Source organism: Acidimicrobiales bacterium (assembly GCA_036270875.1).
In the GTDB taxonomy this organism is placed as follows: Bacteria; Actinomycetota; Acidimicrobiia; order Acidimicrobiales; family AC-9; genus AC-9.
Genome location: DATBBR010000074.1, coordinates 1 through 22,400, shown reverse-complemented (window position 1 = coordinate 22,400; position 22,400 = coordinate 1). Strand labels below are relative to the sequence as shown.

Below are 22,400 nucleotides of genomic sequence, written 5' to 3'. Positions count from 1 at the left end.
CAATCTACCGGCGGGCAGGCGGGGCGCCCGGCGGCGGCGAGGGTCGGCCACGGCCCCCGGTAACCTGAACCGGCAATGACCAGCTATCTCGAGGCCCTGGCCGAGCGCGTCGTCGTGTTCGACGGCGCCATGGGCACCAACCTGCAGCTGGCCGGGCTGGGCCCGGACGACTTCGGCGGGGCCCAGCTCGAAGGCTGCAACGAGGTGCTGGTCAGCACCAGGCCCGACTTGGTGGCCGACGTGCACAGGTCGTTCCTCGATGTCGGCGTGGACGTGATCGAGACCGACACCTTCGGCGCCTTCCCCACCGTCCTGACCGAATATGGCATCGCCGATCGGGCCCACGAGCTCAACTTGACCGCCGCCCGCCTGGCCCGGGAGGTGGCCGACGGCTACGCCAGGCCCGACCGACCCCGCTGGGTCGCCGGCAGCATCGGCCCCGGCACCAGGTTCCCGTCGCTGGGCCAGATCCGGCTGGCCGAGCTGCGGGACGCCTACGAGGTGCAGGTCCGGGCGCTCCTCGAGGGCGGCGTCGATCTCTTGGTCATCGAGACCGTCTTCGACCTGCTCCAGGCCAAGGCGGCCATCATCGCCTCCCGTCGGGCGATGGCGGCCATCGGACGCCAGGTCCCGATCCAGGTCCAGGTCACCATGGAGCTGACCGGGCGCATGCTCCCGGGCACCGAGATCGGAGCCGCATTGTGCGCGCTCGACGCCATGCGGCCCGACGTCATCGGTCTCAACTGCGCCACCGGGCCGGCCGAGATGGGCGAGCACCTGCGCCACCTCTCGCACCACTCCCGCATGCCCATCTCCTGCCAGCCGAACGCGGGTCTCCCGTCGGTCGTCGAAGGCCACATGCACTACGACCTGACGCCCGAGCAGCTGGTCGAGTTCCATAGGCGGTTCATCACCGACATGGGAGTGTCGGTCGTCGGAGGCTGCTGCGGCACGACGCCCGAGCACCTCCGCCAGGTGGTGGACAGCTGTGGCGGGCTGACGCCGGCCCATCGTTCGCCGGAGCCCGAGCCTGGCGCCGCCTCGCTGTACACCAACGTCCCGTTCTCGCAGGAGACCTCGTTCCTGGTGGTGGGCGAGCGAACGAACGCCAACGGCTCCAAGCGCTTTCGTGAGGCGATGCTGGCGGGGGACTGGGACACCTGCACGGCCATGGCGCGCGACCAGGTGAAGGAGGGCGCCCACCTCATCGACGTCTGTGTCGACTACACCGGCGCCGACGGCCGCGCCGACATGGAGCAGGTGGCCAGCCGCCTGGCCACCCAGGCCAGCCAGCCCATCGTGCTCGACTCGACCGAGGCCGAGGTGGTCGAGACCGGGCTCTCGTGGATCGGCGGGCGGGCCGTGCTCAACTCGGTGAACCTCGAGGACGGCGACGCGCCGGGCACCAGGCTCGACCGCTTCCTCTCCCTGGCCCGCGAGTACGGGGCTGCCGTCGTGTGCACCTGCATCGACACCGAGGGCCAGGCCCGGACCGCTGACTGGAAGCTGCGGGCGGCGCGGGCCATCCACGACGTCGCCGTGGACCGCTATGGGCTGGAGCCGTCCGATCTCCTGTTCGACCCGCTCGCCCTGCCGTTGTCAACGGGCATGGAGGAGAGCCGACGCGACGGCATCGAGACCATCGAGGGGATCCGCCGCATCAAGGCCGAGCTGCCCGGTGTGTACACGATCATCGGCCTCTCCAACGTGTCCTTCGGTCTGTCTCCCGCCGCGCGCCACGTGCTCAACTCGGTGTTCCTCCACGAGTGCGTCGACGCCGGCCTCGACGCCGCCATCGTGCACGCCGGGCGCATCCTCCCCCTCAACCGGATCGACGAGCGTCAACGCCAGGTCTGCCTCGATCTCATCTACGACCGCAGAGGCGACGGCTACGACCCGCTGGGCGAGCTGTTGTCGCTCTTCGAAGGCGTGTCGTCGAGCGCCACGTCGACCGCCGAGGACCGCAGCGGCTGGAGCCTCGAGCGACGTCTGGAGCAGCGCATCGTCGACGGCGACCGCAACGGCCTCGAGCCCGAGTTGGACCAGGCCATGGGCGCCGGCTGGTCCGCCCTCGGCATCGTCAACGACCTGCTACTTGCCGGGATGAAGACGGTCGGCGAGCTGTTCGCCTCGGGCGAGATGCAGCTCCCGTTCGTCCTTCAGTCGGCCGAGACCATGAAGGCCGCGGTTGCCCACCTGGAGCCGCACATGGAGCACGCCGACCAGGGCGGCAAGGGCCGGGTCGTGCTGGCCACGGTCAAGGGCGACGTGCATGACATCGGCAAGAACCTGGTCGACATCATCCTCACCAACAACGGCTACGAGGTGCACAACCTCGGGATCAAGGTCTCGATTGGCGAGATGCTGACCAAGGCCGAGGAGGTGGGAGCCCACGCCCTCGGCATGAGCGGGCTGCTCGTGAAGTCGACCCTCATCATGCGGGAGAACCTCGAGGAAATGAACGATCGCGGGCTCTCCCGCCTGCCTGTGCTGCTGGGGGGAGCCGCCCTCACCCGCACGTATGTCGAGAGGGACCTGCGCCAGCTCTACCAGGGGCGCCTGTTCTATGGCCGCGACGCCTTCGAAGGCCTGCGCACGATGGACCGCCTGCGGGAGCTCCAGCGCTCGGGCGACGACGACCCGAGCTTCGGCCGCGAGCTGGGTGGTCGGGACCTACCGCCCCGCAAGAGCCAGCGGACGGCCGAAGTCAACCCCGACGATGTACCCGCCCGATCGCCCGAGGTGCCGGCGGACAACCCGGTGTTCGACCCGCCGTTCGTCGGATCGGAGCTCGCCAAGGGCGTCGGCATCGACGAGATCGCCGCCTACCTGAACGAGACAGCGCTGTTCCGCAACCAGTGGGGGTATCGACCCGAAGGCGGCGAGTCGGACGCCGAGTTCAAGACCCGAGTCCGCGCCGTCCTTCGGGACCAGCTGGCCGAGGCGCGAGCGAGCGGCGTCCTCGTGCCCCAGGTGGCATGGGGCTACTTCGCCGCCAACGCCGACGGCGACGACCTCGTGATCTGGAAGGACGAGGCCCGCCAGGCCGAGTGGCTCCGGTTCACATTCCCCCGCCAGCAGAAGGCACCGTGGCTCTGCATCGCCGATTTCTTCCGGTCCACGGCGTCAGGAGATCGCGACTGGGCCTCCTTCCAGGTCGTCACCATGGGCCAGGCCGTCTCGGAAGCGACCGCCCGCCTGTTCGCCGATGACAAGTACCAGGCATACCTCCTGCTGCATGGCCTCGGGGTGGAGATGGCCGAGGCCCTTGCCGAGCTCTGGCACCGCCGCATACGGGAAGAGTGGGGGTTCGCCGACGAGGACGGTCCCAGTCTGGGTGGGCTCTTCCGTCAGAAGTACCGCGGCGGGCGCTACTCGTGGGGGTATCCCGCGTGCCCCAATCTCGAGGACAACGCCAAGGTGGCCGAGCTCCTCGAGGTCGAGCGCATCGGAGTGGAGCTGAGCGAGGGGTTCCAGCTGCACCCGGAGCAGACCACCTCGGCCATCGTCTGTCACCACCCGCGGGCCAAGTACTTCGTGGCCTGACGCTCGCTTACAGCGCCAGCGTCGTACCTCCATCGACGACGACGGCGGCCCCGTTCACGAACCCGGCCGGCTCGGAGCACAGGAAGGCGACGACCTTGCCGAAGTCGGCGGGATCCCCCATGCGAACGCTGGCGCCTCCCAACTGCACCATCCGGTCGGTGGCGTGCGGTCCGGGACAGGCGAGGTTCAAGGTGACGCCATCGTCGGCCAGGTCGGCGGCTGCCGTCTTGGCCCAGGCCCACAAGCCAACCCTCGCCGTGTTGGAGAGCGCCAGCGTGGGGACGGGCTGCTTGACGGAGTACGACGTGATGAAGCAGATACGTCCCCATTCCCGGGCCCGCAGCGGTGAGGCGGCGGCGCGGGCCAACCGCACCGAGGTGAGCAGGTTGGCTCCGATGGCCGCCTCGAGCGCGGCGTCGTCGACCTCCAGGGCGCGGCCGAGCGGAGGGCCCCCGGCGTTGGCAACCAGGACGTCGAGGCCGCCGAAACGCCGGACCGTCTCCTCGACGAGCCGAGCCGGTGCGGCGGGATCGGTCACGTCCGCCACCACCGCGGCGACCTCGGCCCCGCGCCCGGCCCGCGACCGCAGAGCCGATGCCGCGCCCTCGATGGAGTCCTGGCCGCGGCCGCAGATCAGAACGCTCGCGCCCTCTTCGACCAACGCCGAGGCCGAGGCGAAACCGAGCCCGCGTGACGAAGCGGTCACGAGCGCGACACGCCCCTCGAGGCCGAGGTCCACCTCGGTCAGCCCGCCGCTGAACGTGCAGCGGCAGCAGCCGCTGCGCCCCGCGCGTGGTAGCTGGACCTGGTCAGCGGCGATGCCTCGACGTGCGTCAGCCCGAGCGCCATTCCCGCCCGACGGAGCTCCTCGAACTCCTCGGGCCGCCACCAGCGCGCCACCGGCAGGTGGTCAGCTGTCGGTCGCAGGTACTGGCCGAGCGTCACGATGTCGACGCCGACCGCCCGCAGATCCGCCAGGGCCCCGACTACCTCGCTCTCGGTCTCACCCATCCCGAGGATCAGCCCGGACTTGGCGACCAGCCCGGCTTCCTTGGCTCGCGCCAGCACGGACAGGCTCCTGGCATAGGACGCCGACGGCCGCACCGCCCGCTGGAGGCGGGCGACGGTCTCCAGGTTGTGGTTCAACACCGCGGGGCGCGCCTCGAAGATCGTGCTCAAGGCGGCCTCGTCTCCCTTGCAGTCAGGGATGAGGACCTCGACCGCCGCTCCTGGGCAGCGCCGCCGGATGGCCTGGATGGTGGCGGCGAACGCGCTCGCTCCACCGTCGGGCAGATCGTCGCGGGCCACCGCCGTCACCACGACGTGGGCCAGGCCCAGTCGGTCCGTCGCGTCGGCCACCCGGTCGGGTTCGCCGAGATCGATCGGCCCGGGGTGTCGGGTGTCGACGAGGCAGAACCCGCAGGCTCTCGTGCACCGCTCCCCGTTGATCATGAACGTGGCGGTGCCCTCGGCCCAACACTCGAAGATGTTGGGGCACCCCGCCTCCTCGCACACCGTTACCAAGTCGAGGCTGCGCATCGTCCGCTTGAGGTCGCGGTACTCGGGACCCATGACCGCCTTGGCCCTGATCCAGCGCGGCTTGGGCTCCGCCAGCGCGACGCCCCCCGCTGGGTCCACCCCCGCTTGCGCCAATCGTCCCTCGAGCCGACTCCCTGCTTTGGTGAACGTGGAGAGATCGGTGGGCGCCACCCGCCAGGCAACGTCCTGGCGCTCGAGTCGCTCGGCGCCGTCACCCCACAGACGAGCGGCTCGGGACGCCACGGCGTCGACTACCGTCGACATGGCGACGTGGATGCCTTCCGCGGCCAGTGACGTCACCGCCTTGTCGGAAATGCCGCAGGGAACGATGTGCTCGAACATGGCCAGGTCGGGATCGACGTTGAAGGCGAAGCCGTGCATCGAGCGTCCCCTGCCGATGCGGACACCGATCGCCGCGATCTTGCGGGGCGCAGCGCCGTCGGGTTCGACCCACACGCCGGGGTATCCGCCCAGGCGACCGGCACCGGGCAGGCCGAGGTCGGCGAGCACGTCGATGACCAACTGCTCGACGGAGCAGACGTAGGACCGGGTTGCTCCCGGAACGGTCGGCACGCTGACGATCGGGTAGCCGACCAGCTGGCCCGGCCCGTGGTAGGTGACATCACCTCCCCGATCGGCCCGCACCAGCTCGGCCCCCACCGACTCAGGGGGTACCAGCACGTGGTCAGGCCGGGCACTGACGCCGAGCGTGTACACGTGGGGATGCTCGAGGAGGAGCAGGTAGTTGTCAGCGGCGCCGGCGAAGAGCGCCCGCTGGAGCGCGTGGGCATCGCGGTAGCGGACCCGTCCGAGCCAGCGTGCTCGTAGCACCGTCGACCGCAACTCCCGCGCCTAGAGCTCCTGGGCCCAGTCCCGGGTCTCGACGACCTCACGGAGCTTGGCCAGGAACCGGGACGCATAGGCACCGTCGACCGCCCGATGGTCGAACGACAGGGCCAGCACACCCACCGAGTGGATGGCAATGCCCTCGCTGCCGTCGGGGAGGGTCACCACCACTGGACGCCGTTTGACTCCGTCGGTCGACAGGATGCCGACCTGAGGCTGGTTGATGATCGGGATCGTGATCAGCGTCCCGAACGGGCCCGGGTTGGTGATGGTGAACGTGCCCCCAGTGATGTCGTCGGCGCTGAGCTTGCGCTCCCGCGCCCGGCTGGCGAGGTCGGCCGCCTCTCTCGCCAGGGCCGGGAGCCGCTTGCCGTCGGCAGAGTGGATGACAGGCACGATGAGGCCCTCGGCGTCGAGGTCCACGGCGATTCCCAGATGAATGTCGTGGTGGACGACGAGGGCGTCGTCGCCCACCGACGCGTTCAGGTGGGGGAAGGCCCGCAGGGCTTCGATCGTCGCCCGGACGACAAAGGGCAGGTACGTGAGCGAGAAGCCCTCGTCGGCCCTGAACCGCTCGCGCTCGGCCCGTCGCACCCGATCCACCGCTTCGAAGTCCGCCTCTATCGCCACCAGCGTGTGGGCCGAGGTGGCCTTCGACCGGACCATGTGCTCGGCCGTCCGCCGCCGGATGTTGGAAAACGGGATGACCTCGTCCCGCTCGCCTGCCGGCGCAGCGACCACCGGCGGCCGGGTCGGAGGCGCCGCTGGAGCCGGCGGGGCAGTCCGGGCCGGCGCCTGCCGGGCCGATGCGCCACCCGCCCCGCTGCGATCGTCGATGACCGCCAGCACGTCGGCCCGGGTGATCCGGTTACCGGCCCCGGTGCCGCGGATCTCGGACGGATCGAGGTCGTGCTCGGCGAGGAGACGGCGGACGACTGGGGAGAGCACCTGTCCCCCGCCGCGTTGGCCGTCCGTGGGGGCTTGCTCGGTCGCCCTGGCCGGTGCCGGTGTCTGTGCCGGCGCGGGCTCGGGTGGGGGTGGCGGTGGCTCGGGCTCGGGTTCGGGTTCGGGTGCCGATGGCGCAGGCTCGGGCGGCGGCGACGGGGCCTGGGCCGGCTCGGGTGCCGCGGCGGCGCCGTCGCTGCCATCCGCCCCCGATGGCGGCTCGGGGGTGATCACGGCCAGCCGCGCCCCAACGTCCACCGTGTCGCCCTCGGGGACCAGGATCTCGGCCAAGTAGCCCGCCGACGGCGAAGGAACCTCGGAGTCGACCTTGTCCGTCGAGACCTCGAAGAGCACCTCGTCCTGGCCGATCTGGTCCCCAACCTGCTTGAGCCATTTCGTGATGGTCCCCTCGGTCACCGTCTCACCGAGCTGGGGCATGGTGACGTCAGCCAACGTGCAGTCCCCTCCCCGTCATGGCCAGCACGGTCTCGCCGAACGCCTCGGACAGCGTCGGGTGGGGCTGGATGAAGTGCGCCGCATCTTCCGCCGTCGCCTCCCAGTTCACGGCCAGATACCCCTGACCGAGCTGCTCGGTGACCCAGGGCCCGACCATGTGAACCCCCAGGAGCCGTCCGGCACGACCATCGGTACCCCGCTCGGCGATCACCTTGACCAAGCCCTCCGTCTCGCCCACGATCTTGGCCCGGCTGTTGCCGCCGTACGGGTCCTTCTTCACGACCACGTCGTAACCGGCGTCCCGTGCCGCCGCCTCGGACAGGCCGGCGAACGCCACCTCGGGGTGGGTGTAGATGCACCACGGGACGGTGGCGTAGTCGACCGGCACAACGGGCTCGCCGAGCATGTCCTTGATGGCCACGATGGCCTCGGCGAAGCCGACATGGGCCAGCTGCGCCGTCGGAACGACGTCCCCCACCGCATAGACGCCGTCGGCGGTGGTGCGCATGTGGTCGTCGACTCGCACGAAACCACGCTCGTCCAGCTCGACGCCGGCGTCCGGGTTCGCCAAACCGTGGCTGTCGGGCCGCCGCCCCACGGACACGACCACCGCGTCCACGCTCACCTGCCCGCCGTCGCCGAAGGACACGGTCGTTCCTTTCCCATTGGGCTGATGGCCGTGGACCTCTACCCCCGTCTGGACCTCGATGCCGCGCTTCTTGAACGACCGGGCCACGGCGCCGGAGACTTCCGCGTCGCAACCGGGGATGAGCGACGGCAGGACCTCCAGCACCGTCACCTGGGTCCCGAGATCGGCCATCATCGAGGCGAACTCGCAGCCGATCGCCCCGCCCCCGATGACCACAGCGGACGCCGGCAGGCGCTCCAGCTCGAGGACCTCGTCGGAGCTCATCACCAGCTGCCCGTCGATCTCGAAGCCCGGGATCGTCCTCGGTACCGACCCCGCGGCCAACACGACGTGGCGGCCCACGAGCTCGGACCCGTCGTCGACGCGTACCAGGTGATCAGCGGCCAGCGAGCCCGCGCCGATCACGGTCGTGATCTTGCGGTGCTTCATGAGGCCAGCGAGACCCTTCCACAGCTGGTCCACGACCTTCTGCTTCCGCGCCTGGCTGGTACCGAAGTCGACGCTCGGCTGGCTGGCCTGGATGCCGAACTCCTTGGCCCCTGCCACCGTCCGGAACACGGTCGCCGTCTCCAGGAACTCCTTGGCCGGGATGCACCCCCGGTGCAGGCAGGTCCCCCCTACTTTGTCCTTCTCGACCACTGCCACCGACAGCCCGGCGGCGGCGCCGTAGAGGGCGGCGGCATAACCTCCGGGCCCCCCGCCGATGACCACGACATCGAACTCGCGGGCCGTGCTGACCACCTCCTCTCGACTGCCTTCAGCCTAGTAACTCTCCCCACTCTGGCAGGACCGCCGCTCCGCCGCCGGACCCGTACCACGGCATCGGGGACAACTACTCGGTTCCACCTTTTGGCGAAATGGGCGCAGCGTCACCTCACTGGTTGCCCACTTTCGACAAGAGGTGGAACCGGAGCAATGCACCCGAGTGGGCGCAGCGCTCGGGCTCGCCCGGCCACATTTCGACAAGAGGTGGACCGCGGCCCCGTCGACCGTTGGCGGGCGCCCCGGCGATACACCCCCTCGCTAGCGTCCGCTTCGTGATCACCAGACGGTCTGATGGCAAGCCTGAGTCGGCCGACCTGTGGGGCCGCTGCCTCCGTCATGCCGCCCTCGCGATCCTGATCCTCGCCGCCGGCCCGCTGACGGTTGGACAGATCATGGCGGGCATCGAGGCCCGAGGTCGCCGCATCACGGCTCGCTCCCCACGCCAAGCCCTCGCCGACGCGCTCGCGTACGAGCGGGGGCGAGGCCGGGTTGTGCGGGTGTGCCATGGGACCTACACGGCCCGTCAACTCCCGAAGACGACGCGGTGGCGAATCCTCAACCGGTACGGGCGAGCGCCCCGGTTAGGGCCGGCGGATGAGAGTCTGCACGATGCCGGGAAGGGCAGCCGGACCGGAGACGGGATCGAAGGCGTCCGACGCGCCGGTCAGGCGGGCGTCCTCCTCGTCGGTGAGCTCCAGGTCGGCGGCGGCGGCATTGGACTCGAGCTGGGCGACACTGCTCGCGCCGGGGATGGCTACGACGTTCGGGCGCCGGAGGACCCACGCCAGCGCCACCTGAGAGGCCGTGGCGTCGTGCACCTTGGCGATGTCCCGCAGGGCCGCGAGCAGCGGGGCTCCCCGCTCCAGGTTCTCGGGGAGGAACAGGCTGGAGAACGCGCGCATCCCACCGGGGCGGTTCTCGCTGCTGTAACGACCGGAGAGGAACCCCTGACCGAGCGGGCTGTAGGCAATGACGAGACGGTCGTTCCCCTGCGCCCACCCCAACAATTCCTTCTCCGGGCGTCGCGCCACCAGGCTGTATTTGACCTGGTTGCTCAGCACCGGTGCGCCGAGGGCGGCCTCGGCCTCTCGCCAGCCGCCGAGGGAGAAGTTGCTCACGCCCACGTGGCGCACGAGGCCCGAGCGCCGGAGCTGGCGCATACCCGACATCGTCGGGCCGATGGGGACGACGGGGTTGGGCCAATGGAGCTGGTACAGGTCCAGGTAGTCGACGTTCAACCGACGGACGCTGCCCCTCGCCCGCTGCTCGACGACGGGGGGGATGGGCATCACGGGAAGGATCTTGGTGGCGAGGAAGACCTCATCCCGGCGGCCGGTGATCGCCCGCCCGACGATGCGCTCCGATCGACCGAAGGCGTAGCTCTCGGCCGTGTCGATGAGGTTGATCCCCAGGTCGAGGGCGCGACTGACGATGTCGAAGGCGTCGTGCTCCGCATAGGCCGAGCCGTAACCCCACTCCCTCGATCCGAACTGCCAGGTGCCCAGCCCGACCGCCGACACCCGAACCCCACCAACCTCCAAGTAGCGCATCGGCTCAGCTTATTGCGCTATCTGGGCTGCATCCTCAGGCCGCCGTCGAGGCGGATGACCTCGGCGTTCAGGTACCGGTTCTGGCAGAGATGGACGACGAGGGCGGCGAAGTCGTCGGGCGTACCTAGCCGCTTGGGGAAGGGCACACCGGCGGCCAGGGCCTGGCGCCCTTCGTCGGGGAGCAGGCCGAGCAGGGGCGTGTCCATGACGCCCGGCGCGATCGTGAGCACCCGGATCCCCGATGGCGACAGATCGCGAGCCGCGGGAACGGTCATGCCCACGATCCCTCCCTTGGAGGCCGAGTAGGCGATCTGGCCGATCTGGCCTTCGAAGGCGGCGATCGACGCGGTGTTCACGATCACACCTCGCTCGTCATCATCGAGGGCGTCGGTCTTGACCATCGCCGCGGCGGCGAGGCGCATCACGTTGAACGTACCGATCAGGTTGACGCTCACGACGAAACGAAAGGCGTCGAGGTCGTGGGGCGCGCCGCTGCGGTCGACCAGTCGCGACGCACTGCCGACGCCGGCGCAGTTGACGGCGATGCGCAGGGGGCCTGACTGGGCAGCGTGGTCGACGGCGGCTCCGACCTGCGCCGGGTCGGTGACGTCGGCAGCCACGAACGAGGTAGCGCCGCCAAGCTCCTTGGCCAGGGCCTCGCCTCGCTCGGCGTTGCGGTCGACAATCGTGCACGCCGCTCCGTTGCCGACGAGCACGCGCGCCGTCGCCTCACCGAGTCCGGACGCCCCTCCGCTGACCAGTGCCGAGCTCCCGTCGATGCGCATGGTCAGGAACTCTACGTCGGAGGCCCGTAGCCCCCACCACCCGGGGTCCGCATGCGGAGAACGTCGCCCGGGCTCAGCTCGAGGGTCACCTTGGGGGGGAGCAGTCGGGCCCGACCCTCCTCTCCTGCCGGCAGCAGCCAGTTCTCGCCTCGCCCACCGGGCTCTCCTCCCGCCAATCCCCACGGCTGACTGACCCGACGCTCGGTCACCAGAGAGACCGTGACCGGCTCCAGCGCCTCCAGATCGCGCTCGATGCCCTCCCCGCCGGGCCAGCGGCCCCGTCCGCCGCTGCCCCGGCGCAGCCGGTACCGGCGCACCCGGAGGCCGAAGGACCGCTCGAGGGCCTCCACCGGCGTGTTGCGGGTGTTCGTCATGGCCGTATGGACCCCGCTCATGCCGGCCCGGCTCGGGCGCGCGCCCTGTCCACCCCCGATCGTCTCGTAATACACCCAGCCGCGGCCGCCGATCATGACGTTGTTCATGGTCCCCTGGCCGGCGGCTCCCACCCGATCGGGGGCGGCCTCGGCGAGGACCCGCAGGCACACGTCGGCGACCCGCTGGCTGACCTCGACGTTGCCGGCGCCCACCGCGGCCGGGGGTCGGGCGGCCACGATCGTGCCGGGCGGGGCCACGACCCGCACCGGCCGGAGCGCACCGCCGTTGGCGGGGATGGTCGGATCCGTTGCCGCCCGCACGGCGAAGGCGACGGCACTCACCGTGACGGCCTCGACGGCGTTGACGTTCCCCCGCTGCTGAGGCGACGAACCCGTGAAGTCGAACACCGCTTCGTCGCCCGCGACGGTGAGCCGGACGCTGATCTCCGCCCCCCCAGCCGAGTCGAGGACGTCGGTGAACGACCAGGACCCGTCGGGCAGCGCGGCGAGGGCCGCCCGCATGCGCCGCTCGCCGTAGACGACCACCTCGTCCACCGGCGCGCCGGCGGCGAGGATCTCGGCCATCCGCTCGACCCCGACGCTGTTGGCGCCGATCTGGGCGTCAAGGTCGCCCCTCCGTTCCTCGGGGGTGCGCGAGTTGGCCACAAGGAGGGCTTCGATCTCGGGCACGAGACGCAGCGGCGGGATGCGCAAGCCTTCCTGATAGATCTCGGTGGCGTCGGGCGGTATCGAGCCGGCCGCCATCCCTCCGACGTCGGAGTGGTGGGCGCGGTTGGCGATCCAACCCGACAGGACATCGCCGACGAAGCACGGGGAGACGAGGGTCAGGTCGTTGAGGTGGGTGCCGCCGGCGAACGGGTCGTTGAGCACGAGCCGGTCGCCGGGCCGCAGCGGCCCATCGAGCTCGCCGGCCCCGTCGATGACGGCCCGGACCGACGCCGGCATCGAGCCGAGGTGCACGGGGATGTGCTCGGCCTGCACCAGCAGCTCGCCCCCGGAGGTGAACAGGGCGGCCGAGCAGTCAGCCCGCTCCTTGATGTTGGGGCTGAACGCCGAGCGCCGGAGCACGGCGCCCATCTCCTCGGCCACACCCGTGAGCCGGGAGACGAGCACCTGCAGCGAGGCAGGGTCGAGGGTCATCTCTTGAGCACCCAGGCGCCGTCGGGAGCGACCTCCGCCCGCCAGCCGTCGGGGATCCACAGCGTGCAGTCGGGTTCGGAGACCACGCACGGTCCGCTGGCTGGCTGACGGGCGGGCGGGGGGCCGAGGTCTTCCGCCGTGAGGGGAGCGGGCGCCGTCGCCCGGGCCCGCAGGGCGACGACCTCCACCGGCGCGCCGGGTCTGGAGAACCCGTTCCGGCGCAGGTGCTCCGCCGGGAACGCTTCGGGCGACGGCACGGTGAGCTCGTGGCTCTGGCCGGCGTAGCGGCAGTCCACCGCCGTCTCGACGACGACCTCGCGATCCTCGGCTGCCATCTGCTCGGCGGCGCGGCCAGCGAGCTCGGCGAGAGCCTGCGACAGGCCGTCGACCGACCCCGGCGTCGGCCACGACCGGACAAGGTCGGCTTGGCGCGGAGAGCACAGCAGGCCGACGGCCGAGAGCACCCCGGCGCGGGGCGGCACCACGACCGCGGCCATATCGAGGGCTTCCGCGAGGGCACAGGCGTGGAGGGGGCCCGCACCGCCGAAGGCGACGAGGGCCAGCGATCGCGGATCGACGCCGCGTTGGACCGACACGACCCGCAGCGCCTGTTCCATGGTCGCGTCCACCACCTCGATCACGCCCTTGGCGTGCATGCCGCCATGATCGAGCGCCCGCCGGGCGGCGCGATCGTCAAGGGGGCCAATCCCAGGGAAGGCTGTGCCCGCGGCGATGCGCCCCTCTACCAGGTCGGCATCGGTCACCGTCGCCGCCGTGTCCTGGCGTCCGTAGCAGGCGGGTCCGGGGTCTGCTCCCGCCGACTGCGGGCCCACGACGAGGGCGCCGCCGGGGTCGATGCGCGCCATCGACCCGCCGCCGGCGCCGATGCTGTGGATGTCGAGAGCGGGTAGCCGCAGCGGCAGACCGGCGATGGTCCGCTGCCCGGCCGGCTCCGGGACGCCGTCACGTACGAGGCAGACGTCGGTGCTGGTGCCCCCCATGTCGAAGGTGATCACGTCGGGGTAGCCGGCGGCCGCGGCAGCTGCCGCCCCCGCCTGGACCCCGCCGGCCGGTCCCGACAGCAGCAGCGTCGCCGGCTTCGCCGCCGCCTGGTCGACCGGCACGAGGCCTCCCGCCGATGTCATCACCAGAACGCTGTCGGCCATGGTCGCCAACCGGGCCAGGTAGTCGCCGCAAGTGGGACCGAGGTGGGCGCTCACCACTGTGGTCACCGTCCGCTCGTACTCCCGGAACTCCGGCGACACCTGACTCGAGCGCCACACGGGCAACCCCAGCGGGGCCAGACGCTCGGTCAGCTCGCGTTCGTGGGACTCGTCGAGGTCCGAGTGCAGCAGGCAGACGGCGAGCGCCTCGACCCCTCTCGGTACTCTCGGCAGCTCCCGAGCGAGGGGTTCGAGCTGTGCGCCGGTGGCGTCCAGCCGCCCTGCCACCTCGAGTCGCAGCTCCCGGGGAACGAGGGGTTCGGGCCGGTCGATCCACTGGTCGTAGAGCGCGGGCCGATCCTGGCGGGCGATCTCGATCACGTCGGCGAAGCCCAGGGTGGTCACGAGGGCGACTCGGGCGCCGCGCCGCTCCAGCAGGGCGTTGGTCGCCACCGTCGTGCCGTGAGCGAGCAGGTCGGGCCGGCCCACGCGCCGGAGCGCGTCGGCAACAGCCAGCGACGGGTCCTGCGGTGTCGATGGAGCCTTGAGCACGCGCCCGTCGTCGCTGACCACGTCGGTGAAGGTGCCCCCGGTGTCGACCCCGACCGACACGATCGTCTCGCTAGCCAACGACCGGAGGGCCGTCACCCTCCCGGCCGACCTGGGTGCGAGCCGCCTCCACCGCCAGAGCGTCGACGAGGTCGTTGTAGGGATCGGTGGAATGCCCCTTCACCCACCGGAAGGTCACCCCGGCCTCCGAGCGCACCAGATCGACGAGCGGCTTCCACAGGTCCTGGTTGGCGACGGGCTTTCCGCGCGCGTTGCGCCAGCCCTTCCGTACCCAGGTCTCCCACCACCGCTGCCGGAAGCAGTTGACCACGTAGATCGAGTCGCTCACCACCTCCACGGGCGTCTCCAGCGCCCGGAGGGCCTCGAGGGCCGCCGTGATCTCCATGCGCTGGTTGGTGGTCGTCGGCTCGGCGCCGCTGGCGAAGCGACCGCCGGGGACCGCCCAGGCCCACCCGCCCGGGCCCGGGTTCCCGATGCAGGCGCCGTCGGTGTACACGATCGTGGCCATCTCCAACAGCATGCCCCGAGAGCCTCTCCTAACCGACCGAAAGCGCGAGGATGGACTGGTGATATTCGACGGTTTTTCCCATCAGCTTCCGGACATCGACCCCGAGGAGACCCTCGAGTGGCTCGACTCGTTCGACTCCATCGTGGAGACCCGGGGCCGGACCAGGGCCAGCTTTCTGCTCATGAAGCTGCTGGAGCGGGCCCGGGCGGCCCAGGTGGGATTTCCAGCCACGGTCTCGACGCCGTACATCAACACGATCCCGCCCGAGGACGAGCCGTGGTTCCCCGGCGACGAGCACATGGAGCGGCGAATCCGCGCGTTCATACGGTGGAACGCGGCGGTGATGGTCACGAGGGCGAACGCCCGCTCGGAGGGCATCGGGGGGCACCTGGCCACCTACGCCAGCTCGGCGTCGCTCTACGAGGTCGGGTTCAACCACTTCTTCAGGGGCAAGGACGACGGTACTGCCGGCGACCAGGTCTTCTTCCAGGGTCACGCCTCCCCGGGCATCTACGCGCGCGCCTACCTCGAGGGGCGGCTGACCGAGACCCAACTGGACAACTTCCGCCAGGAGATCGGGGGCGAGGGACTCTCGAGCTATCCCCATCCCCGGCTGATGCCGGAGTTCTGGGAGTACCCCACCGTGTCGATGGGGCTGAGCCCGATCAACGCGGTGTACCAGGCGCGCTTCAACCGCTACCTCCGGCACCGGCACCTCGCCGACACCACCGCGGCACGGGTGTGGTGCTTCCTCGGCGACGGCGAGGTGGACGAGCCCGAGACCCTCGGCGGCCTGTCGCTGGCGGCCCGCGAAGGGCTCGACAACCTCGTCTTCGTCGTCAACTGCAACCTCCAGCGCCTCGACGGGCCGGTGCGAGGCAACGGAAAGATCATCCAGGAGCTGGAGGCGACGTTCCGCGGCGCGGGCTGGAACGTGATCAAGGTGATCTGGGGCTCCAAGTGGGACGAGCTGCTGATGCGCGACGTCGACGGCGCGCTGGTCAACAAGATGACCACCACGGTGGATGGCGAGTACCAGAAGTACGCGACCGAGTCGGGGGCCTACATCCGCGAGCACTTCTTCGGTCCCGACCCGCGGCTGCGGCGGATGGTCGAGCACCTATCCGACGCCGAGCTGCAAGCGCTGCCGCGCGGCGGTCACGACTACCGCAAGCTCTATGCCGCCTATAAGGCGGCCACCGAGCAGCAGGGAACTCCCACCGTCATCCTGGCCAAGACGATCAAGGGCTGGACCCTCGGGCCAGAGATCGAGGCCCGCAACGCCACCCACCAGATCAAGAAGATGAGCAAGGCACAGCTCCTGCGCCTCCGCGAGCGCCTGTACCTCGAGGACGAGATCCCCGACCAGGCCCTCGACGCCGAGCTGCCGCCTTACTACCGGCCCGCTCCCGGCTCGCCAGCGCACGACTACCTGATGACCCGCCGCAAGGCCCTCCACGGTCCATTGCCTACTCGGGTCGTGCGGGCGAGGCCGCTGCCGGCACCGGATCCCAAGGCGTTCGCGGAGTTCCTGGGCGGCTCCAGGAACCAGGCGGTGTCGACGACGATGGCGTTCGCCAGGCTTTTGCGCAACCTTCTGCGTGACGACTCCATCGGTAGCCGCGTGGTGCCGATCATCCCTGACGAGGCCCGCACGTTCGGCCTTGACGCCTTGTTCAAGGAGGTGAAGATCTACGCCGCCGGCGGGCAACGGTACACGCCCGTGGATGCCGACCTGCTGCTGTCGTACTCGGAGAGCGAGTCGGGCCAGATCCTGGAGGAGGGCATCACCGAGGCCGGCTCCATGGCCAGCTTCACGGCCGCCGCCACCTCGTATGCCACCTGGGGCCAGCCCATGCTCCCCTTCTACGTCTTCTACTCGATGTTCGGGTTCCAGCGGGTGGGCGACCTGGCCTGGTCGCTCGGTGACTCCAGGGGACGCGGCTTCCTGCTCGGGGCCACCGCCGGGCGCACGGCGTTGAACGGCGAGGGCCTCCAGCACCAGGACGGCCACTCACACGTGCTGGCGTCGACGTTCCCCAATCTCTCGGCCTACGACCCCGCCTTCGCCTACGAGGTGGCCGTCATCGTGTCCGAGGGCATCACCCGCATGTACGGCGACGAGCCCGAGGATCGCTTCTACTACCTCACGCTCTACAACGAGAACTACGTGATGCCGGCATTGCCCGAAGGCGCGGACCGCGACCGGGTGAGAGAGGGTGTCATCCGGGGGATGTACCGCTTCGCGGGCCCACCCCAGGGGCCACGGGGCAAGGTGTCCCAGCGCCGTCGGGCCGCCATCTTCTTCTCGGGGCCCGCGTGGCAGACGGCGATGGAGGCGCGGGAGCTGCTGGCCCGCGACTGGGACGTGGCGGCTGAGGCGTGGTCGGTGACCTCCTACAAGGCGCTCCGGGAGGACGCCCTGTCCGCCGAGCGCTGGAACCGGCTCCACCCCGGGCAGGAGGCCCGGACGCCGTACGTCACCGAGGTCCTCTCGCAGAACGAGGGCCCCGTGGTGGCGGTCACCGACTTCATGAAGGCCGTGCCCGACCAGGTGGCCAGGTGGGTGCCGGCTCACTTCACCGCGCTCGGCACCGACGGCTTCGGGCGCTCCGACACCCGCGCCGCTCTTCGCCGACATTTCGAGACCGACGCCGCCCACGTGGTCGTCGCCGTGCTCACCGCCCTCGTGGAGCTGGGCGAGGCCAAGGCCGAGGAGGTCGCCGACGCGATCTCCCGCTACGGCATCGATGCCGACAGGCCGGACCCTCGGGACGCGTGACAGAATCGAGCCCGTGGCTGCCCATTCTCTGGCCCTGTCGGGCGATGATGCCGCTGACGAGCTCCTGAGCAGAGAACCGCTGGCGCTGCTGATCGGCATGGTGCTGGACCAGCAGGTCCCTTTGGAATGGGCGTTTCGGAGCCCCCTCGAGCTGCGCGAACGGTTGGGTGGACGCCTCGACCCGGGAGCGATGGCGGCGATGGACCCCGAGGATCTTGTCAAGGTCTTCACCGGCCCGCCTGCCCTGCACCGCTTCCCCGCCTCCATGGCCCGACGCGTCCACGAGCTGTGCCGGGTCGTCGTCGACGACTACGGCGGGGACGCATCCGGCATCTGGCGCTCGGCGGCGAGCGGCCAGGAGCTGCTGAAGACGGTCAGGTCCTTGCCCGGGTTCGGCGACCGGAAAGCCAAGATCTTCGTCGCCCTCCTGGGCAAGCGCATGGACGTGCGGCCACCGGGCTGGGAAGAAGCGGCGGGTCCCTTCGGCCGGCCGGACAGCTTCATGTCGGTCGCCGACATCGATGGTCCCGACGCGCTCGGGAAGGTGCGCGAGCACAAGCGAGCCATGAAGGCGCAGGCGCGGGCCGAGCCCTCGGCCAGCGCCTGACGGGCGTCATCACCGCAACGGCGCGCCAACGCCTCGACGGACGCCGCCTCTATCTGTGCTGCCCCGATCGCCCAGACCTCACCAGCTTCCTGGCCGCCTGCATCCGCGGCGGCGTCGACCTCGTCCAGCTGCGGGAGAAGTCGCTCGAGGCGCGACCGCTGATGGCGCGCGCCCGCCTCGCCCTCGAGGTGTGCCGCGACCACAACGTTCCCTTCGTGCTCAACGACCGGCCGGACCTCGCCGTCGAGCTCGGAGCCGACGGTGTCCACGTGGGCCAGGAGGACGCCCCGCCCACCCTCGCCCGACGGATCATGGGTCCCGACGCCCTCGTCGGGCTGTCGACGCACGGTCCCGCCCAGCTCGAGGCCGCCGACCGCGAGCCGGTCGACTACCTGTCGGCCGGGCCCGTCACGCCCACACCGACCAAGCCGGGGCGGGCCGGCACCGGGCTGGGGTACGTGTCCCATGTGGCGGCCAGCACCGGCCTACCCTTCTTCGTCACCGGCGGCGTCTCGCCGGAGACGGTGGGGCCAATGGTGGAGGCTGGCGGTCGCCGCTTCGTGGTCGTTCGCTTCCTGACCGAGGCCGCCGATCCCGAGGGCCGGGCCCGGGCTCTGCGCGGCGCGCTGGAGGACGCACTGGCCGGCGTCGGACGCCACGACGGGTGAGGCTCAGGCCCCCTCGCCCTGGCGCTCGAGCCACCCCAGCAGGACGGCGATGGCCCGAGGATCGTGGCGCAGGCGGTGACCCGCTCCGGAGAGCACCCGCAGCTCTCCCCGACCGTCGGCGGCATCGTCGAGGGCCCGCGCCTCCACCAGGGGAACGACCGTGTCGTCCCCGCCGTGCACGATCAGCAGAGGCCGGGGCGGCACCTTCCCCACCAGCGCGAGCGGCCGAAGCTCGTCGAGCTCTCTCGCCCAGGCATCGGGGTCGTCGGGGAAACCAGCGCTACGCACCACCCCGAGGTCACCGGCTTCAGCCAGGAGGCGATCGGGAGCGGCGGCCCAATGCGAGAAGTCAGACGGAGCGGCCAGGGCGGCGACGCCGCGGACCCGCTCGTCTTCGCCCGCCCCGCACAGGGCGAGCGAACCGCCCGTGCTGAACCCGGCCAGCCACACGCCACGGATATGGGCCAGACCGAGGGCGTGGTCGACCACGGCCCTGAGATCGTCCATCCAGCCACCGAGGGAGAAGTCGCCCTCGGACTCCCCCGTACCCCGGAAGTTGAACGTCAGGACCGCCCACCCGGCCTCCGCCGTCAACCGGTCGGCGAGCTGGGGGTAGGTGTGACCGGCGCCCGCCGCTCCCTTCGGACCGGCCGGAAAGCCGTGGCACACGACGAGCAACCCGCAGGACTGATCCGGCTCGAGGTCGGGTCGCACCAGATACCCACGCAGCGTGAGCCCACCGCTGCGTATGTCCAACTGCACGACTCGCACCTACCCCTGGCAATCGGGAGCCAACCTGGCCCGGACAGAGTTCCGGGGGGCGCCGAAGCGCCCCCCGGGACGAAACTGCTGGAAAGGACCCGACGAGGACCTACGACATCAGGTGGGACCGGCTCCCGACCGCCTCGCCGAGCGGTGTCTGGCTGAGATTCACCAGGTGGTCCAGCGGCCGCCCTAGCGGCCAGCCACCTCCAGGGTCCCTGCGGTTTGACAGTTCAGTTGGACCACCTCCTTTCTCTGGTGGCAACAGGCTATACGGACGGACGGGCACAGCGGAGGCATTTCCACGCCGATATCCGTCACGCGCTGCCGCTGTCGCCACCTGGTCGCCGAAACACGCTGACCGCGTGCACGGCGAGGGCTACCCCCCAGATGACGATCGGCCAGATCGGCCAGAAGTAGCCCCCTCCCGCCACGGCCCACACGGCCACCAGCACGGCGCTGATCACGGCGTACGTCACCGCGTCGACGGCCACGGCGCGCCGTCTCGCCGGAACGACCGATCGTGGCTGGGGGAGGTACTCACCCACGTGCGGGTGGGGCTCCGGATCTGGCAGGTCGTTGGTGAGGGAGAACAGCTGGTCGAGGGTACGAGCCTGGTAGACCTGCCCCAGCCGTTCGGAGAGCTCCTCGAAAGTCAGCCGTCCGGCGGAGCAGTGCTGCCGCAGCACGGCGGCCACCCGGTCCCGATCGGCGTCCGAGGCCCGCAGCCGACCCTCTCCCGAGCCCCGATCTGGTGTCGACGCCACCGATTCAGTATCGCGCCAGGCCCGCTCAACGAGACTCCGGCGGATCCTCGCCGATGGCCCCGATGGACTGCAGGTAGCTCATCTGGGCGGCCAGGACGGCGTGCACCTGGGCGGGTGTGTACGAGGTCCCCACCGCGTCGGCCCGCCCCAGGACGTAGTCGACGGTCTCGGCCCCGGCGACCACGATCGGTGCTTCGGCGCTGGCCGAGTGGCCGTTACCCGAGGTGGTGCGGGAGCGGAAGAACTCGAGGTTCCAGTCGATGATCTGGCGTACGTCCTGGGGGCTGAGCCGCTCGCTGACCTCGAACGGCAGGTGACGCGTCACCCACGACGCCACCACATCCTGATCGACGGCCCGCCGCCCTTGTGCGCGCCGCCGCGTTGAGGGCCGTCGCCGCTCGGTCTGCCTGGTGACGGTGGCCGCCGTCGCCACCAGAGCCGCCACGAGCACCGCGGCCACGATCACCAGCACGACAGTGACCATGACCGAGCCAGGTTAGTCACGCGCCGACGCCGCCCGGCGTCGGGCGAGGCTGGCTCAGAGGCCGATGCGCTGGGCGAGCAGCTCCCGGTGGTAGGTCGGATCGCCGAGGAGCAGCTCGGAGGACTTGGCCCGCTTGAAGTACAGATGGGCGTCGTGCTCCCAGGTGAACCCGATGCCGCCGTGGATCTGGATGTTCTCGGCGGCGGCGTGGAAGTAGGCGTCAGAGCAGTAGGCCTTGGCCAGGCTGGCCACCACGGGCAGCTCGTCAGAGCTCTCGGCCGCGGCCCATCCGGCGTAGTAGGCCGCTGACTTGGCCGACTCGACCTCGAGAAGCATGTCGGCGCACTTGTGCTTGATGGCCTGAAAGCTGCCGATGGGGCGGCCGAACTGCACCCGCTCCTTGGCGTACTCGACGCTCATGTCGAGACACCGTTGGGCGCCACCGACCTGTTCGGCGGCGAGGGCCACGGCGGCGAGGTCCAGGGTCCGCGAGAGGCCGGCCGAGGCCCCGCCATCGGCCCCGATGAGCCGCCCTGGCGTGCCCGCCAACTCGAGACGAGCCTGCTTGCGGGTCTGGTCCATGGTGGCGAGGGGCGTGCGGGTCAGGCCTGGTGCGTCGCCCTCGACCGCGAACAGGCTCAGGCCCGCAGGGGTACGGGCCGCCACGACCAGGAGGTTGGCCACGTGGCCGTCGAGCACGAACATCTTGTGCCCGTCGAGGGTCCAGCCGTCCCCGGCCCTCGTCGCAGTGGTGGTGATGCCACCTTCGTCCCAGCGCCCGTTGTCCTCGGTGAAGGCCAGGGTGGCGATGGTGTCCCCGGTGGCGATGCCTGGGAGCAGCTCCTTCTTTGCCGCGTCGTCCCCAGAGGCGAGGATCGTGTTGGCAGCCAGGGCTATGGTGGCGAAGTACGGCGCACACAGCAGGGATCGACCCATCTCCTCGAGCACGACGATCAGCTCCACGTACGTGAAGCCCGACCCGCCGTACTCCTCGGGGATGGCGAGCCCCTGGAGCCCCAGTTGGGTGCCCATCTGGGCCCAGACGGCCGGATCGTAGCCGTCGGTGGTCTCCATGAGCCGGCGTACCTCGGTCATCGGAGACTTGTCGTCGAGGAACCGGCGCACCGAGCTCCTGAGCTCTTCCTGCTCCTCGCTGAACGCGAAGTTCACTGCTGGCCTCCCCCATGATCGGGCGGCGAGAATGATCCTGTTCTACTAGACCGGGTGGTCAAGATGAAATTCCAAGACAGCAGGGCCGAGATCCACCACGTGGTGGTAGGCCCCATGGACAACAACGTCTACGTCCTGCGGTGCAAGGAGACGGGGCAGGCCGTGCTGATCGACGCCGCCAATGAGCACGACCGCCTCCTCGACCTGTGTCGGCGCCTCAACGTGGTCAAGGTCCTCGAGACCCACGGTCACTGGGACCACATCCAGGCCGTCCCGGCCGTGCGGGAGGCCGGTATCGACGTG

General features: G+C 70.5%; 18 protein-coding genes. 5 read left to right on the top strand and 13 right to left on the bottom strand.

The features are described 5' to 3' along the window. Nucleotides 1-75: 75 nt before the first annotated feature. Nucleotides 76-3,546 carry a methionine synthase gene (metH, locus tag VH112_08530; protein ID HEX4540278.1) on the top strand — a complete coding sequence of 1,157 codons (3,471 nt, stop codon included), beginning with the start codon at nt 76-78 and terminating at the stop codon, nt 3,544-3,546. A gap of 7 nt (nt 3,547-3,553) precedes the next feature. Here metH and VH112_08525 read toward each other — a convergent pair whose 3' ends face one another. The 9 genes from VH112_08525 to VH112_08485 all read right to left on the bottom strand — a co-directional run bounded on the left by VH112_08525 (nt 3,554) and on the right by VH112_08485 (nt 14,869). Beyond that, nucleotides 3,554-4,285, bottom strand: a complete 732-nt coding sequence (locus VH112_08525; GenBank protein HEX4540277.1) for an SDR family oxidoreductase — start codon at nt 4,283-4,285, stop codon at nt 3,554-3,556. Between the two features lie 5 nt (nt 4,286-4,290). Then, nucleotides 4,291-5,928 carry a lipoyl synthase gene (gene lipA, locus VH112_08520; protein HEX4540276.1) on the bottom strand — a complete coding sequence of 546 codons (1,638 nt, stop codon included), beginning with the start codon at nt 5,926-5,928 and terminating at the stop codon, nt 4,291-4,293. Nucleotides 5,929-5,937: 9 nt separating this feature from the next. Further along, complete coding sequence (locus VH112_08515; protein ID HEX4540275.1) at nt 5,938-7,329, bottom strand: dihydrolipoamide acetyltransferase family protein; 1,392 nt, start codon at nt 7,327-7,329, stop codon at nt 5,938-5,940. Next, nucleotides 7,322-8,722, bottom strand: a complete 1,401-nt coding sequence (gene lpdA, locus VH112_08510; GenBank protein HEX4540274.1) for a dihydrolipoyl dehydrogenase — start codon at nt 8,720-8,722, stop codon at nt 7,322-7,324. Before lpdA ends, VH112_08515 begins: the two co-directional genes overlap by 8 nt. Before the next feature lie 605 nt (nt 8,723-9,327). Then, entirely contained in the window at nt 9,328-10,296 is a 969-nt protein-coding gene (locus VH112_08505) for an aldo/keto reductase (GenBank protein HEX4540273.1), read from the bottom strand. A 17-nt stretch (nt 10,297-10,313) separates the two neighbouring features. Beyond that, on the bottom strand, nt 10,314-11,081 hold the full coding sequence (locus VH112_08500; protein ID HEX4540272.1) for an SDR family NAD(P)-dependent oxidoreductase: 768 nt from the start codon (nt 11,079-11,081) through the stop codon (nt 10,314-10,316). An 11-nt stretch (nt 11,082-11,092) separates the two neighbouring features. Continuing rightward, nucleotides 11,093-12,616, bottom strand: a complete 1,524-nt coding sequence (locus tag VH112_08495) for a hydantoinase B/oxoprolinase family protein (protein ID HEX4540271.1) — start codon at nt 12,614-12,616, stop codon at nt 11,093-11,095. Further along, a complete protein-coding gene (locus VH112_08490) occupies nt 12,613-14,391 on the bottom strand; it encodes a hydantoinase/oxoprolinase family protein (protein ID HEX4540270.1) in 1,779 nt (592 codons plus the stop codon). The genes VH112_08495 and VH112_08490 overlap by 4 nt, the downstream gene beginning before the upstream one ends. Nucleotides 14,392-14,401: 10 nt before the next feature. Then, the gene (locus VH112_08485; GenBank protein HEX4540269.1) at nt 14,402-14,869 is read right to left on the bottom strand and encodes a ribonuclease H; all 468 of its coding nucleotides are present in this window, start codon (nt 14,867-14,869) and stop codon (nt 14,402-14,404) included. Between the two features lie 46 nt (nt 14,870-14,915). Between VH112_08485 and aceE the strand changes: the two genes are divergently transcribed. From aceE to thiE, 3 genes are read left to right on the top strand one after another with little or no spacing between them, the layout of a single operon-like run. After that, complete coding sequence (gene aceE / locus VH112_08480; protein ID HEX4540268.1) at nt 14,916-17,639, top strand: pyruvate dehydrogenase (acetyl-transferring), homodimeric type; 2,724 nt, start codon at nt 14,916-14,918, stop codon at nt 17,637-17,639. A 13-nt stretch (nt 17,640-17,652) separates the two neighbouring features. Beyond that, the gene (locus VH112_08475) at nt 17,653-18,246 is read left to right on the top strand and encodes an HhH-GPD-type base excision DNA repair protein (GenBank protein ID HEX4540267.1); all 594 of its coding nucleotides are present in this window, start codon (nt 17,653-17,655) and stop codon (nt 18,244-18,246) included. Beyond that, nucleotides 18,243-18,914, top strand: coding sequence for a thiamine phosphate synthase (thiE, locus tag VH112_08470; GenBank protein ID HEX4540266.1), 672 nt, complete (start codon nt 18,243-18,245; stop codon nt 18,912-18,914). Before VH112_08475 ends, thiE begins: the two co-directional genes overlap by 4 nt. A 3-nt stretch (nt 18,915-18,917) precedes the next feature. Here the strand turns inward: thiE and VH112_08465 are convergent, their stop codons facing one another. The 4 genes from VH112_08465 to VH112_08450 all read right to left on the bottom strand — a co-directional run bounded on the left by VH112_08465 (nt 18,918) and on the right by VH112_08450 (nt 22,097). Beyond that, nucleotides 18,918-19,676, bottom strand: a complete 759-nt coding sequence (locus VH112_08465) for an alpha/beta fold hydrolase (protein ID HEX4540265.1) — start codon at nt 19,674-19,676, stop codon at nt 18,918-18,920. A 317-nt stretch (nt 19,677-19,993) separates the two neighbouring features. Next, nucleotides 19,994-20,443, bottom strand: coding sequence for a DUF1707 domain-containing protein (locus tag VH112_08460; GenBank protein ID HEX4540264.1), 450 nt, complete (start codon nt 20,441-20,443; stop codon nt 19,994-19,996). 25 nt (nt 20,444-20,468) lie between these two features. Beyond that, a complete protein-coding gene (locus VH112_08455; GenBank protein ID HEX4540263.1) occupies nt 20,469-20,927 on the bottom strand; it encodes a hypothetical protein in 459 nt (152 codons plus the stop codon). A gap of 54 nt (nt 20,928-20,981) precedes the next feature. Next, nucleotides 20,982-22,097: an acyl-CoA dehydrogenase family protein gene (locus tag VH112_08450; GenBank protein HEX4540262.1), complete on the bottom strand. Its 1,116-nt coding sequence runs from the start codon at nt 22,095-22,097 to the stop codon at nt 20,982-20,984. Nucleotides 22,098-22,160: 63 nt separating this feature from the next. On the opposite strand from VH112_08450, the gene VH112_08445 reads away from it, so the two are divergent. Next, a partial coding sequence (locus VH112_08445) for an MBL fold metallo-hydrolase (protein ID HEX4540261.1) occupies nt 22,161-22,400 on the top strand: 240 nt, incomplete at its 3' end.